Origin of the sequence: Halomonas fontilapidosi (assembly GCF_014192285.1) — a bacterium.
Taxonomy (GTDB): domain Bacteria; phylum Pseudomonadota; class Gammaproteobacteria; order Pseudomonadales; family Halomonadaceae; genus Halomonas; species Halomonas fontilapidosi.
Window position 1 is genome coordinate 52457 of the sequence record NZ_JACHXQ010000005.1, and the last position, 13009, is coordinate 65465.

Sequence of the window (13009 nt, forward strand, 5' to 3'; positions counted from 1 at the left end):
CTGTCGTGGCAGGCTCAGTGGGCAAGGCGCTCGGTGAGCCACTTGCTGATATCTCCGACCTGCTGGGGGCAGACCGCATGGGCCATGGGATAGCGCCGGTAGTTGGCCGGATAGCCGAGCTCGAGGAGCCTCTCGTAGGCGGATCTACCCAGCTCCTCCGGCACGACGGGATCGAAGCTGCCGTGATGCACCTCGATGGGCAAGCCACGGTTGGCATCGGCGAGCTCGATGCCGTCGGCCGTGGCGAAGTAGGTCGAGAGGGCCAGCAGACCGCCCAGCGGCGCCTCGAAGGTGAGGGCCGCCTGGTAGGCCACCGCGCCACCCTGGGAGAAACCGGCCAGGATGATCCGACGGCTGTCGATACCTTGGTCGATCTGCCCCTGTACAAGGCCTTGAATACGCTCGGCGGAGGCCCTGAGCTGCTGCTCGTCGACCTGCCGGTCAAGACTCATCTCCTTGATATCATACCAGGCCGGCATGACCATCCCGCCATTGATGGTCACCGGCAGCCGCGGTGCGTGGGGCAGGATGAAACGCACCGCATCATCGTTGGGCAGGGGCAGGGCCGGCACCAAGGGTTCGAAATCGCTGCCGTCGGCACCCAGGCCATGGAGGATGAAAACGCAAGCATCGGCGGGTCTGCCGCTGCGTGGTTCGATGATCAGTTCGCCGGGATGCTTCATGGGGGGTGGTCTCCAGGGCCGCGCTTGGTGGGTGGCTCAAAAGTCGACACCCTACCGCAAACAACGGCCGGCGGCGAGCGAGCTCAGAAGGGCCAGATCAGCGGGATCAGGGTCACCGCCACCACGGCGGTCAGCAGGTTCAAGAGCCCGCCGAGGCGCAGGAAGTCACTGAAGCGGTAGCCTCCGGGGCCGAAGACCATCAGGTTGGTCTGGTAGCCAATGGGCGTCAGAAAGCTGGCCGAGGCGGCGAACATCACCACCACCACATAGGGCATGGGGCTCACGCCAAGGCTCTCGGCACTGGCCAAGACCACCGGAAAGGTGATCACTGCCGCCGCGTTGTTGGTGACCAGGGAGGTCAGCAGGGTCACCAGCACGTAGACCGTGCCAAGCAACAGCCAGGGGTTACCACCCGCCAGGCCGAGGGCCAGGTCGGCCAGGGCGGCAGCCGCCCCCGAGCTCTCCAGTGCCGCCCCGAGCCCGAAGGAGGCGGCAATGGTCAGCAGCACCTGGGTGTCCAGCCCGCGCTTGGCCGCCCCGACCGAGCAGCAGCCGGTGGCCAGCGCCAGCGCTGCGCCCAGCATGGCGGCATTCATCATGCTGGTCACGCCCAGGGTCGCCAGCAGCACCACCCCCGCCATGATCGACCAGGCCAGCCCGGCCTTCTCGTGGATCGGGCGGGCCGAGCCATTGACCTTGCTGATCAGCAGGAAGTCGCGCGACTGGCGGTGACGCTCGATGAAGGGCGGACGCGCCTCCAGCAGCAGCACATCCGCGGGCTGCAGGCGGATCTGGCCAAGGTTGCCGGCGACCCGCTCGCCGCCTCGGCAGACCGCCAGCACGGCGGCACCATAGAGGGTTCGGAAGTGGCCGTCGCGAATCCGCCGGCCAATGAACTGGCACTGGTCGGAGACCACCGCCTCCACCAGGCGGCGCTCCTTGAAGTCCTTCTCGAGGCTCGACTCGCCCTGCCGGGTCGGCACCAGGCCACGAATCTGCTGCAGTTCCACCGCCCCCTCGCTGGTGCCGGCAAATACCAGCCGGTCGCCGCCCTTGAGTTGCTCACCGGGTCCCACCACGCTGACGATGTTGCCCTCGCGCTCGATCTCCACCAGGAACAACTCCTGGAGGTGACGTAGTCCGGCCTCCTCAACCGTGCGATCGACCAGCGGGCCGCCGGGATCCACCTCCATTTCGATGGTGAACTCGCGGGGATTCTCGAAGGCCGCCTCCGCCCCGCGCCTTGCGGGCAGCAGCCGCGGCCCCAGCAGGACCAGATAGGCCAGCCCTACCAGCGCTACCGGCACGCCCACCCAGGCGATATCGAACAGCCCCATGGCCAGGCCAGGGTCACGATCGATCAGCAGGCCATGCACGACCAGATTGGTACTGGTACCGAACAGGGTGATGGTGCCCCCCAGGATAGAAGCAAAGCTGAGCGGCATCAGCAGACGATGCGCCGGTACCGAGACGCGCCGGCTCCAGCTCAGCACGGCCGGAATAAAGGTCGCCACCACGGGGGTATTGTTGAGAAAGCCGCTCAACGAAGCCACCGGCAGCAGCAACCGAACCAGCGCCCGCCCCTCGCTGCGGGGACGCCCCAGCACATGGCGGATGATCAGATCGATCCCCCCGGTTTCGCGGATACTCGTGACCAGCACATACATGAAGGCCACGGTGAACAGGCCCGTGCTGGAGAAGCCTGCCAGGGCCTGGCCGGGCTCGATGACGCCCAGGGTCAGCAGCAGGATCACCGCACCGAGCAGTACGATGTCGGGGCCCAGACGCGAGAAGGCCATCAAGGGGAAGACGGCGATGACGACGGCGAGAGAGAGCCAGGCATCCAGCGACATGGAGAGATCCGGTAACAATCGGGAAAAGCCCATTGTGACCGCCGCCGGTTATTCTAAAAAGTTATTTTTAGAAATCTATTTATACCTTATTGGAACAATAAGGCCGAAGGCTACAAAAACGAGAAAGGCCCGCTTTCGCGGGCCTTTCCTTACTGCCGTAAGGCAGTCACATCAAGGTCGGTCGACGTTCAGCCGATGACCTGGATGTTGGAAGCCTGGAGGCCTTTCTTGCCCTGGGTGACGTCGAAGGAAACCTTCTGACCGTCCTGCAGGGACTTGAAGCCTTCAGCCTTGATCTCGGAGAAGTGAGCGAACAGGTCGTCACCGTTGTCGTCCGGAGAAATGAAGCCGAAGCCTTTGGTGTCGTTGAACCACTTGACGGTGCCAGTAGCCATTATCGAATTCCTCGAATAGCGTTAGATAGTGCCGGGAAATACCCGAATTGCAGTGGGTAAAACAAGAAACTTTCACCGGGAGATCGACGCCATGAGCTTTCGATGACCACTTGCGATGTTCCAGTTGCTAACCTACTGCGCGAATAGTGCGCCGATGCCGCACGCAGGTCAAACACTATTTGCAGTAGATGACAGGAATATTGCCTCCGGTCTCCCAGACACCAAGCCGCTGCCTACCTGCCGCTGCGCCCGGGCCGGCGCGGCGGCATGGCAGAAGGCCATACTCGCCCTGCTCCACTCTCTCTCCTGCATGCTCTGCAAGAAGCTGGCGGCAGGTTCAGCGATTCTCGAGGATCCAGCCCGCGGCCTTCTCGGCGATCATCAACGTCGGCGAGTTAGTGTTGCCGCTGGTGATGGTGGGCATCACACCCGCATCCACCACGCGCAACCCCGCCACCCCGCGCACCCGCAGGCGAGCGTCGACCACCGCCATGGGGTCGTCATCGCGGCCCATCTTGGTGGTGCCTACCGGATGGAAGATAGTGGTGCCGATGTCCCCCGCCAGTCGCGCCAGGTCATCGTCGCTCTGATATTCCAGGCCCGGCTTGACCTCCTCGGGAGAATATTTGGCGAAAGCCGGCTGCTCGGCGATGCGCCGCGTGACCCGCAGCGAGTCCGCCGCCACCTTGCGATCCTCGGGGGTGCTCAGATAGTTGGTGGCGATCGCCGGCGCCTGGCGCGGGTCGGCGCTCTTGATGCGCACCGTGCCGCGGCTGGTCGGGTTGAGATTGCATACGCTCGCCGTGATCGCCGGAAAGTCATCCAACGGCTGGCCGAAGGCGGGAAGACTGAGCGGTTGAACGTGGTACTCGATATTGGGGTGCCGGTATTCATCGGAGCTGCGCGTGAAGGCGCACAGCTGCGAGGGCGCCATGCTCATGGGGCCGGAGCGCTTGAGCAGGTACTCGAGCCCGATGCCCGCCTTGCCGACCAGCGAGTTGGCCATGGTGTTGAGGGTCTTGGCGCCCTTGACCCGATACACCGAGCGGATCTGAAGGTGGTCCTGGAGGTTCTCGCCCACCCCCGGCAGCTCATGGACCACCGGAATGTCGTGCTCGCGCAGCAGGTCGGCCGGGCCGATCCCGGAGAGCTGCAGCAGCTGCGGTGAGCCGATGGCCCCGGCGGAGAGGATCACCTCGCGACCGGCCTGCACCGTCATCGCTTTCCCGCCGCGCTCGATGCGCACGCCGGAGCAGCGTGGCTGGCCGCCCTGGGCGGTCTCGCCCTTTCCTTCAAATACGAGCCCCAGCACCTGGGTGGAGTGCCAGAGGGTCAGGTTATCGCGCTTCTCGGCGCCGCGCAGGAAGGCCTTGGAGGTGTTCCAGCGCCAGCCCGAGCGCTGGTTGACCTCGAAGTAGTCGACTCCCTCGTTGTCGCCACGGTTGAAGTCGCGGGTCCGTGGAATGCCGGCCTCCACCGCGGCAGTGGCGAAGTCGTCAAGCACTTGCCACTTGAGGCGCTGCTTCTCTACCCGCCACTCACCACCGTGGCCATGGTAGTCGCGGTGAGCGCCGTCGGCATCGCCGCCGGCATCCAGGCGATGATGGTCCTCGTGCTTCATGAAGGCGGGCAGGCAGTTCTCCCAGCGCCAGGCGTCGTCGCCGGTGGCCTCGGCCCAACGGTCGTAGTCGCGCGACTGGCCGCGTATATAGAGCATGCCGTTGATGCTGGAACAGCCGCCCAGCGTCTTGCCGCGAGGATAGATCAGTGACCGCCCGTTGAGGCCAGGATCAGCCTCGGTGCGAAAGCACCAGTCGGTGCGCGGATTGTCGATGCAGTACAGGTAACCCACCGGGATGTGAATCCAGTGGTAGTTGTCGCGGCCCCCCGCCTCGATCAGCAGCACCCGGTTGGCCGGGTCGGCGCTCAAGCGGTTGGCGAGCAGGCAGCCGGCCGTGCCGGCGCCCACGATGATGTAGTCGAATGCTTGTTCAGTCATGACGAACGCTCCCCGCCGGCCTGATCATTTATGCGTCGGCATGGCGAACTCGGAGCCGGCATTGATGGAGTCGGACCAGCGCTGCATGATCGACTTCTGCTTGGTGTAGAAGCGCACGCCCTCCTCACCATAGGCGTGGGTGTCGCCGAACAGCGAGCGCTTCCAGCCACCGAAGCCGTGCCAGGCCATGGGCACCGGGATCGGCACGTTGATGCCGACCATGCCGACCTGGATGCGACGCCCGAACTCGCGAGCCACGCTGCCGCTCTCGGTGAAGCAGCTCACGCCGTTGCCGAATTCGTGGTCGTTGATCAGCTGGATGGCGGTGGCGATATCGGGCACACGCACGCAGACCAGCACCGGGCCGAAGATCTCCTCCTGGTAGATGGTCATCTCCGGGGTCACGTGGTCGAACAGCGAGCCGCCCATCCAGAAGCCCTCGGCGCAGTCGTCACCGGTCGCGGCGGTATCGAAGTCGCGGCCGTCAACCACCAGCTCGGCCCCCTCGGCGACGCCCTTCTCGATATAGCCGGTGATGCGCTGGTGCGCCTGGGCGGTGACGATGGGGCCCATCTCGGCGTCCCGCTCCAGGCCATTCTTGACCTTCAGGCTGCGCGCCCGATCGGCCAGTCGCGGCACCAGCTCGTCGGCCACGTCACCCACCAGCACCGCCACGCTGACTGCCATGCAGCGCTCGCCGGCACTGCCATAGGCGGCGCCGATCAGCGCATCCTCGGCCTTGTCGAGGTCGGCATCGGGCATCACGACCATGTGGTTCTTGGCGCCGCCCAGCGCCTGGATGCGCTTGCCGTGACGAGCACCGCGCTCGTAGATCAGGTTGGCGATCGGCGTGGAGCCGACGAAGGAGAGCGCCTTGACGTCGGGGTGGTCGAGCAGCGCCTCCACCGAGTCCTTGTCGCCCTGCACCACGTTGAAGACGCCATCCGGCAGTCCCGCCTGCTTGAGCAGATCGGCAATCAGCAGCGAGGCGCTGGGATCGAGCGGGCTCGGCTTGAGGATAAAGGTGTTGCCGGCGGCGATGGCGAGGGGAAACATCCACATCGGCACCATGACCGGGAAGTTGAAGGGGGTGATGCCGGCCACCACGCCCAGCGGCTGACGCATCGTCCAGTTGTCGATGCCGGTGCTGACCTGCTCGGTATAGTCGCCCTTGAGCAGCTGCGGAATACCGCAGGCGAACTCGACGATGTCGATGCCACGCGCCACCTCGCCCTGGGCATCGGTGAACACCTTGCCATGCTCCAGGGTGATCGCCCGCGCCAGCTCATCCTTGTGCTCGTTGAGCAGTTGGAGAAACGTGAACATCACCCGGGCGCGACGGATCGGCGGGGTATCGGCCCAGGCCGGGAAGGCGGCCTGGGCGGCGTCCACGGCGGTGGCCACATCGGCCTGCGAGGCCAGCGCCACCTGGCCGGTCACCTGGCCGGTGGCCGGGTTGGTCACGGCCTGCTGCTGGCCGGATTCGCCGGCTGACATTTGCCCATTGATATAATGCTGGATGCTGGCTGTGCTCATAGCGGCCTCGTCGCGTCGTTGTCGGAGTCAGGGATGGACACGTCCAGACTAGCCCGATCGCCACCAGGATCAATTGAGTAATTCAAAACCAGCGTATAAGTTTGGCTGATATCACGTCACGCAGAGGAAGCGACACCATGCAGGACCTCCAGACCCTGCGTGCCTTCGTTACCGTGGCACGGGAAGGCAGCGTCTCGCGCGCCGCCGAACGCCTGCACCTGACCCAGCCCGCGGTGAGCCTCAAGCTCAAGCAGTTCCAGGCGGTCCTCGGCCTCACGCTGTTCCAGCGCCGCCCCCAGGGGCTGGAGCTCACCGCCGACGGTCGCGCTCTGCTGCCTGCCGCCGAGAAGGCGCTGGCGGCCATGGCCGGCTTCGAGCAGAGCGCCCGGGCCCTGCACAGCACGCTGCGTGGCCGGCTCAAGATCGGTACCATCGTCGACCCGGAGTTCATTCGCCTGGGCGCCTTCCTGCGTCGCCTGGTGGAGCGCGCCCCGCAGCTCGAGACCGAGCTGCACCACGGCATGAGCGGCAGCGTGCTGGAGTGGGTGCGGCGCGGCGAGCTGGACGTCGGCTTCTTCCTGGCGCCGCCCGGCGAAGGGTCGGGCGCTGCGGAGATCGCCCATCGCGAGCTCACCCACTTCGACTACCATGTGATCGCTCCGGCCGGCTGGGGCAGCCGCCTGGCCGGCGCCGACTGGCCCCGACTCGCCCGCCTGCCATGGATCACCACGCCCGAGGACTCCGCCCATCACCGCCTCCTGCATGGCGTGCTCGACCCGCTGGCCATCGTGCCCAACGGCGTGGCCCAGGTGGACCAGGAGGCCTGCATGCTCGACCTGGTGCGCGCCGGCGTGGGCCTCAGCCTGGCCCGCGACGCCCTGGCCATGGCCGAGCGCCAGGAGCGCGGCCTGGTAGTCGCCGACGGCGTGCGGCTGCCCTGCGCGCTGAGCTTCGTGTGGCGCCGCGACCGGGGCGAGGAGGCGGTGATCGCCGAGGCGCTGGAGGTGCTGACCGGCGTCTGGGGCGCGCTGGCGCCATGACACGCCCCCCATCGGACATGACACCTCCAAACGGGAAAGGAGCCCCCTGATGGCCGACCTCGAGACCTCTCAACTTGTCCTGATCGGGCTGATCTTCGTCTGGAGCGGCTTCGTGCGCACCAGCCTGGGCTTTGGCGGCGCCGTGCTGTCGCTGCCTTTCCTGCTGCTGGTGCTCGACGAGCCGCTGGTCTTCCTGCCGATCATCGCCATCCATCTGCTGATCTTCTCCAGCTGGATCGCCTGGCGCAGCCACCGGCAGCTGGTGGCCGACAACGCCGGCCAGGCACCGAGCGAGGGCAACATCGACTGGGGCTACCTGATCAGGGCGATGAAGGTGATGATCATTCCCAAGCTGGTCGGGGTGGTGGGCCTGCTGACCCTGCCAGGCAACGTGCTGAGCAGCATCATCTTCGTGATCGTGATGATCTACGCGGTCGGCTACCTGCTCGACAAGCCCTTTCGCAGCCGCAGCCGGGTGGTCGATGCGGTGCTACTGGCGCTGGGCGGCTACGTCAGCGGCACCTCGCTGATCGGCGCCCCGCTGATCGTTGCGGTGTTCGCCACCCACGTCGCCGCCCACCAGCTGCGCGATACCCTCTTCGTGCTGTGGTTCATCCTGGTGCTGATCAAGATGGTCTCCTTCGTCATCGCCGGCGTCGACCTGCAGCTCATCCACCAGCTATGGCTGCTGCCCTGCGCCCTGGTCGGCCACCTGCTGGGGGAGCGCGCCCACCGGCACATGCTCACCAGCCGCACCAATCTCTACTTCCGGGTACTCGGCGGCGTGCTCATCCTGGTCAGCGTGATGGGGCTCGTCAGCTCGGCAGGCTAAGGCCCATAAGGGCACCCACAGGGAGTGCCCCGGCACCACATGAATGCCAGGTGAATGGGGCGTTAAGGCTGCAGCAAGGTCAGGCGGCGTAAAACGGATCACGTACCCACGCAAGAGGAGTGATCCTGATGAACTGGCTTGATACCGAACACCGCTACGGCGCGGTCTCTCGTTTCCTGCACTGGACCATGGCCGTGCTGATACTGCTCATGTTGGCCAGCGACTGGTGGATGGAGGGCATCGCTGGCCTCGGTGAGGGTGCCGCGATGGAGCTGCATCAGAGCATCGGCATGGCGCTGCTGGCCCTGCTCGCCTGCCGATTGGCCTGGCGCGTCGTCAACCGCGGTCGCCTGGACCCACCCGGCCACTGGCGCCTGGCCGCGCGCCTCGGCCACCTGTTCCTTTATGCCCTGCTGCTGCTGATCCCGCTAAGCGGCCTGTTCACGGCCTGGGGCAACGGCGAGGGTGTAACCGTCTTTGGCGCACCGCTGATCGCGGCAGGGGCCGAGATCGAGTGGCTCGAGGAGGCCTCCGAGGAGACCCACGAGCTGCTCGCCAATCTGCTGTGGTTCGTCATCGCCGGCCATGTGCTCGCCACACTGGCCCACCAGTGGTGGCTCGGGGAACGCAGCCTGCAGCGCATGGCCTGAACCACGCCCACAGCAAAGAAAGGGCCCGGCGCGAGCTATCGCGCCGGGCCCTGTTCGTGTAAACCAAGGAAATCGCCTTCGCCGGGGGCCAGGCCCCCGGCGAGGGCATCAGTCGTGCTCCACCTCGAGCAGCTCGCCGCCGCGGCTCTTGACCTCGAGCTCACGGCCGTCAGCGTCAACCCCCTCGATCTCGACGCGGCCATCGGGGTCGACCTGGAGCTCCTCGAACTCGGCCAGGCCCTCGGCCACGGCAACGGCCATGGCGTCACGCACCTCGGCCTCGGAGAGGCCCCAGGCGCCGCCGTCGCGCTTGTTGCGCTCCTCCTTCAAGCTCTCGCCGCTGGCCAGGTCGAAGCGCACCTCGGCCTGCCACTCGTCGTCGAGCCAGCCCTCGACCTCCACGCGATCGCGACGCTTGACCTCGATCTCCTCATAGGTCTGAAAGCCAAAGTTGCCGGTCAGGGCCAGTACCTCATCGAGGCGCTCGGAAGCCAGTCGGCCGCTATCGGCCTGGGCCAGGGTGGCGGCACCCATCAGGGCGGCCAGGGAAGCGGTCAGGATCATCTTGCGTTGCATGAGTCATTCCTCCTTCTGCGGGTTGCCAGCCCGTTATACCGCCGGCGACCTTGCCACACGGTGACGAGGCCATTCATGCTGCATTCATGTTCGGCCTGGCACGCTGTGGCCATGATCAATCGACACCTGTTTCCCCGCCTGCGCCTGCCGGCGCTGGTTGCCCTCCTCGCCCTGCTGGCTGCCTCCCCGGCGCCAGCAGACGAGGCGTGGCATGATCTTCACGAGGCGGTGCGCGAAGGCAGGATCGTGCCCCTGCCCCAGATCCTCGACTGGCTCGAGGCCCGCTACGCCGGCGAGGTGCTGGAGGTGGAGCTCGAGCGTGACGATGGCCGGATGCTCTACGAGGTGGAGATGCTCGGTCCCCAGGGCCAGGTGGTGGAGTTCGAGTTCGATGCCGCCAGTGGCGAGCTGATCGGCATGGAGGGGGTGAACATCAACGGGATGCGACGCGAGGATGGCGCGGAATGAAGGTGCTGCTGGTGGAGGATGACCGGCCGCTGGCCGAAGCGCTGCAAGAGGCGCTGGGTGACGCCGGGGTGCTGCTGGAGACCGCCACCACCGGCGGCGAGGCGGACTTCCTGATACGCACCGAAGCCTACGACGCGGTGATTCTCGACCTGGGCCTGCCCGATGGCGATGGCAGCCGCTGGCTCGCCGAGTGGCGCGAGGACGCCATCGACACGCCGGTGCTGGTGCTCACCGCCCGCACCCGCTGGGCCGACAAGGCCGCCGGTTTCTCGGCCGGCGCCGACGACTACGTGACCAAGCCCTTCGAGACCGCCGAGGTGCTGTTCCGGCTGCGCGCCCTGGTGCGGCGCAGCCACGGCCACGCCCACCCGGTGCTGAGGATCGGCGAGCTCACCTTCGACACCCACACGGGCAGCGTTACCCTGGCCGGCCGCCCGGTGAGCCTGACCGCCCAGGAGTCTCGGCTGCTGGCCTACCTGGCCCACGCCACGCCCCGTGTGGTGAGCCGCAGCGAGCTCGCCGAACACGTCTACGATCGCGACCACGAGCCGGATTCCAACGTCATCGATGTCCAGATCAGTCGGCTGCGCCGAAAACTCGGCGCCTCGCGCATCCAGACCCTAAGGGGCCAGGGGTATCGCCTGGTGGCAGGCGATGAGACACCATGAGGCGATTGCGACAATTGTCGCTGGCCAGCCGCCTGCTGCTGGCCTCCCTGCTGACCCTCACGCTCGCCCTGCCACTGGCCGGCGCGGGACTCTCTCACTATTTCCGCACCACCGCGACGGCCGCCTTCGACGAGCGCCTGGACGCCCTGCTCAATGTGGTCGTCGCCGGCCTCGACTGGGCGCCGGCGGAGCAGCAGCTGGTGCACGAGCGTTCGCTGGGTGACCCGCGCTTCGAGCAGGTCTTCTCCGGCTGGTACTGGCAGATCAGCGACGGCGCGGCGCGGGTGCTGACCTCGCGTTCGCTGTGGGACCAGCGCCTACCAGTCCGCTCCCATCGCCAGGTGATGATCCGTGACCTGCCGGGCCCTCGCGGAACGCCGCTACGCGTCATCGAGCGCGATATCCAGCTAGCACCGCTGGACGGCCCCCTGCACGTCAGCGTGGCCGTCTCCCGAGAGACGCTGGACGCAGAACTCGCCCGCTTCACCCGACTGGTCACGCTCTTACTGGTCGGCCTGGGGGTGTTGCTGCTGGTCACCCTGGCCCTGCAGGTGCGCTGGGGGCTGGCGCCACTGCGCCGCTTACAGGCCGACCTGCAGCAGGTAGAGAACGGCGATGCAGAGCGTCTCGATACGCGCCTGTCGCCGGAGCTTGCTCGCCTCGCGCAGGCCATGAACGGCGTGTTGGACCGCGACCGGCGACTGATGACGCATGCGCGGCATGCCGCCGGCAACCTGGCGCATGCCCTCAAGACCCCGGTGAGCGTACTGACCACCCTGGCCGATGGCACCGACGAACCACGGCGCACGCGCATCCGTGACGAACTGACGCGCATTGATGCCGCCGTCCGACATCATCTAGCCCGCGCCTCGGCGGCCGGGGACGCTGCCCTGGCGCCCCGGGTCGCGGCCAGCGACGTGCTGGCGCCGATCTTTACCGGGCTTGGCCGCTTGGCCAAGCGGCGCGGCCTCACCCTAAGCCATAACCTGCCGGCCGAGATGCGCGTGCGCATGGAGGCGCAAGACCTACAGGAACTGGTCGGCAATCTGCTGGACAATGCCCTGCGCTGGGCCGAGGACCGGGTCGAGGTAAGCGGTGGCAACGATGCCGGTGGGAGCTGGCTGGAGGTCGAGGACGATGGGCCGGGCATGGACAAGGCCCAGCGTCAGGCCGCGTTGACCCGCGGCGCCCGGCTCGACGAGCAGCGTCCGGGCAACGGCCTGGGCCTGGCCATCGTGGCCGACCTGGTAAAGCTCAGTGGCGGCCGACTGGAGCTCGCCCGCTCGCCCCTCGGCGGCCTGGCGGTACGCGTCTGGCTGCCCGACCGCCCCTTCCAGCCTGGCGCGTGATGCGACGCACAGGCTCAGCCCCGATGGCCTTCGTCGGGTTCGGGCTCAGGCTCGTCGGCACACTGGTGCCGGCTCTCCAGCTGGATGGTGGCGTGGTCCAGGCCATAACGCTCCGCCAGCAGGTTACGAATCGCCAGCAGCGCAGCCTGGCGGTCCTCATCCTCGTCGATGGCCGCATGCAGCGATACCAGATGGCGACCCGGCGTCAGTGACCAGACATGCACGTGATGCACGTTGCAGACCGCCTCGAGCTGCTCGGGAATCTCGCAGCGCAGCGTCGCCGCGTCCAGGCCGTCCGGCGTGCCCTCCAGCAGGATATGACCGGACTCCCGGGTCAGCTTCCAGGCGCTTCTCAGGATCAGCGCCGCCACCAGCAGCGAGAGCAGCGGGTCGATGGGTGTCCAGCCGGTGGTCAGTATCACCAGGGCGGCGATGATGGCCGCCACCGAGCCCAGCAGATCGCCCAGCACGTGCAGGGCGGCCCCGCGGATATTGAGGTTGTCGCGGTCGCCGCCGTGAAGGATGGCGAACACCACCAGGTTGACCAGAAGCCCCAGCATGGCGATGGTCAGCATGGGAAGACCCATCACCGCCACCGGTGACAGGAAGCGGCGAATGGCCTCGATGGCGATCCACACCACGATGGCGATCAGCGTCAGGCCGTTGACGAAGGCGGCAAGCGTTTGCACCCGGTGGTAGCCGTAGCTGCGCTTCTGATCCGCCGGGCGTCGGCTGATCCAGGCGGCGAACCAGGCCAACCCCAGGGCGGCGGTGTCGGTAAGCATGTGGCCGGCATCGGCCAGCAGCGCCAGCGAGCCGGAGAGGATACCGCCCACCACCTCGGCGACCATGAAGCCGCCGGTGAGCAGGATCGCCCAGGCCAGCCGGCGCTGACTGTCGTGCCCAGCATGATGAAGGTGGTGATGCGAATGGTCGTGATCGTGAGCCATGGGCCCTCCC

Annotated in this window: 13 protein-coding genes; 6 read left to right on the forward strand and 7 right to left on the reverse strand. The window is 66.8% G+C overall.

What is annotated here, in order from left to right; all coding sequences use genetic code 11:
* Nucleotides 1–14 precede the first annotated feature (14 nt).
* From FHR95_RS08775 to FHR95_RS08795, 5 genes are all read right to left on the reverse strand, one after another.
* Entirely contained in the window at nucleotides 15–683 is a 669-nt protein-coding gene (locus FHR95_RS08775) for an alpha/beta hydrolase (protein WP_183314128.1), read from the reverse strand.
* Between the two features lie 83 nt (nucleotides 684–766).
* Nucleotides 767–2536 carry an SLC13 family permease gene (locus tag FHR95_RS08780; protein ID WP_183314129.1) on the reverse strand — a complete coding sequence of 590 codons (1770 nt, stop codon included), beginning with the start codon at nucleotides 2534–2536 and terminating at the stop codon, nucleotides 767–769.
* Between the two features lie 188 nt (nucleotides 2537–2724).
* Nucleotides 2725–2931 (reverse strand): cold-shock protein, encoded by a 207-nt coding sequence (locus tag FHR95_RS08785; RefSeq protein WP_040185674.1) that lies wholly within the window; start codon nucleotides 2929–2931, stop codon nucleotides 2725–2727.
* Nucleotides 2932–3268: 337 nt separating this feature from the next.
* A complete protein-coding gene (locus FHR95_RS08790) occupies nucleotides 3269–4930 on the reverse strand; it encodes a GMC family oxidoreductase (RefSeq protein WP_183314130.1) in 1662 nt (553 codons plus the stop codon).
* 24 nt (nucleotides 4931–4954) lie between these two features.
* Nucleotides 4955–6466 carry a CoA-acylating methylmalonate-semialdehyde dehydrogenase gene (locus tag FHR95_RS08795; protein ID WP_183314131.1) on the reverse strand — a complete coding sequence of 504 codons (1512 nt, stop codon included), beginning with the start codon at nucleotides 6464–6466 and terminating at the stop codon, nucleotides 4955–4957.
* Between the two features lie 137 nt (nucleotides 6467–6603).
* Here FHR95_RS08795 and FHR95_RS08800 point away from each other — a divergent pair, with 137 nt between their 5' ends.
* The 3 genes from FHR95_RS08800 to FHR95_RS08810 all read left to right on the forward strand — a co-directional run bounded on the left by FHR95_RS08800 (nucleotide 6604) and on the right by FHR95_RS08810 (nucleotide 8988).
* A complete protein-coding gene (locus FHR95_RS08800; protein WP_183314132.1) occupies nucleotides 6604–7506 on the forward strand; it encodes a LysR family transcriptional regulator in 903 nt (300 codons plus the stop codon).
* 49 nt (nucleotides 7507–7555) lie between these two features.
* Nucleotides 7556–8338, forward strand: coding sequence for a TSUP family transporter (locus FHR95_RS08805; protein WP_183314133.1), 783 nt, complete (start codon nucleotides 7556–7558; stop codon nucleotides 8336–8338).
* A 128-nt stretch (nucleotides 8339–8466) separates the two neighbouring features.
* Nucleotides 8467–8988: a cytochrome b gene (locus tag FHR95_RS08810; protein ID WP_183314134.1), complete on the forward strand. Its 522-nt coding sequence runs from the start codon at nucleotides 8467–8469 to the stop codon at nucleotides 8986–8988.
* Between the two features lie 108 nt (nucleotides 8989–9096).
* On the opposite strand, the gene FHR95_RS08815 is transcribed toward FHR95_RS08810, so the two are convergent.
* The gene (locus FHR95_RS08815; protein WP_183314135.1) at nucleotides 9097–9564 is read right to left on the reverse strand and encodes a PepSY domain-containing protein; all 468 of its coding nucleotides are present in this window, start codon (nucleotides 9562–9564) and stop codon (nucleotides 9097–9099) included.
* A 75-nt stretch (nucleotides 9565–9639) separates the two neighbouring features.
* Between FHR95_RS08815 and FHR95_RS08820 the strand changes: the two genes are divergently transcribed.
* The 3 genes from FHR95_RS08820 to FHR95_RS08830 are packed head-to-tail and all read left to right on the forward strand — an operon-like array spanning nucleotide 9640 to nucleotide 12049.
* Nucleotides 9640–10032 (forward strand): PepSY domain-containing protein, encoded by a 393-nt coding sequence (locus FHR95_RS08820; protein ID WP_246378480.1) that lies wholly within the window; start codon nucleotides 9640–9642, stop codon nucleotides 10030–10032.
* The gene (locus FHR95_RS08825; protein ID WP_183314136.1) at nucleotides 10029–10700 is read left to right on the forward strand and encodes a response regulator transcription factor; all 672 of its coding nucleotides are present in this window, start codon (nucleotides 10029–10031) and stop codon (nucleotides 10698–10700) included. The genes FHR95_RS08820 and FHR95_RS08825 overlap by 4 nt, the downstream gene beginning before the upstream one ends.
* Entirely contained in the window at nucleotides 10697–12049 is a 1353-nt protein-coding gene (locus FHR95_RS08830) for a sensor histidine kinase (RefSeq protein WP_183314137.1), read from the forward strand. Before FHR95_RS08825 ends, FHR95_RS08830 begins: the two co-directional genes overlap by 4 nt.
* Nucleotides 12050–12063: 14 nt before the next feature.
* On the opposite strand, the gene FHR95_RS08835 is transcribed toward FHR95_RS08830, so the two are convergent.
* Nucleotides 12064–12999, reverse strand: a complete 936-nt coding sequence (locus FHR95_RS08835; RefSeq protein WP_183314138.1) for a cation diffusion facilitator family transporter — start codon at nucleotides 12997–12999, stop codon at nucleotides 12064–12066.
* Nucleotides 13000–13009 lie beyond the last annotated feature (10 nt).

Bases quoted from the DNA above. Each gene is read 5' to 3' on its own strand.
- FHR95_RS08775 (WP_183314128.1), bottom strand. From the start codon at position 683: ATGAAGCATCCCGGCGAACTGATCATCGAACCACGCAGCGGCAGACCC.
- FHR95_RS08830 (WP_183314137.1), top strand. From the start codon at position 10,697: ATGAGGCGATTGCGACAATTGTCGCTGGCCAGCCGCCTGCTGCTGGCC.
- FHR95_RS08795 (WP_183314131.1), bottom strand. From the start codon at position 6,466: ATGAGCACAGCCAGCATCCAGCATTATATCAATGGGCAAATGTCAGCC.
- FHR95_RS08810 (WP_183314134.1), top strand. From the start codon at position 8,467: ATGAACTGGCTTGATACCGAACACCGCTACGGCGCGGTCTCTCGTTTC.
- FHR95_RS08790 (WP_183314130.1), bottom strand. From the start codon at position 4,930: ATGACTGAACAAGCATTCGACTACATCATCGTGGGCGCCGGCACGGCC.
- FHR95_RS08785 (WP_040185674.1), bottom strand. From the start codon at position 2,931: ATGGCTACTGGCACCGTCAAGTGGTTCAACGACACCAAAGGCTTCGGC.
- FHR95_RS08780 (WP_183314129.1), bottom strand. From the start codon at position 2,536: ATGTCGCTGGATGCCTGGCTCTCTCTCGCCGTCGTCATCGCCGTCTTC.
- FHR95_RS08825 (WP_183314136.1), top strand. From the start codon at position 10,029: ATGAAGGTGCTGCTGGTGGAGGATGACCGGCCGCTGGCCGAAGCGCTG.
- FHR95_RS08835 (WP_183314138.1), bottom strand. From the start codon at position 12,999: ATGGCTCACGATCACGACCATTCGCATCACCACCTTCATCATGCTGGG.
- FHR95_RS08820 (WP_246378480.1), top strand. From the start codon at position 9,640: ATGCTGCATTCATGTTCGGCCTGGCACGCTGTGGCCATGATCAATCGA.
- FHR95_RS08805 (WP_183314133.1), top strand. From the start codon at position 7,556: ATGGCCGACCTCGAGACCTCTCAACTTGTCCTGATCGGGCTGATCTTC.
- FHR95_RS08815 (WP_183314135.1), bottom strand. From the start codon at position 9,564: ATGCAACGCAAGATGATCCTGACCGCTTCCCTGGCCGCCCTGATGGGT.
- FHR95_RS08800 (WP_183314132.1), top strand. From the start codon at position 6,604: ATGCAGGACCTCCAGACCCTGCGTGCCTTCGTTACCGTGGCACGGGAA.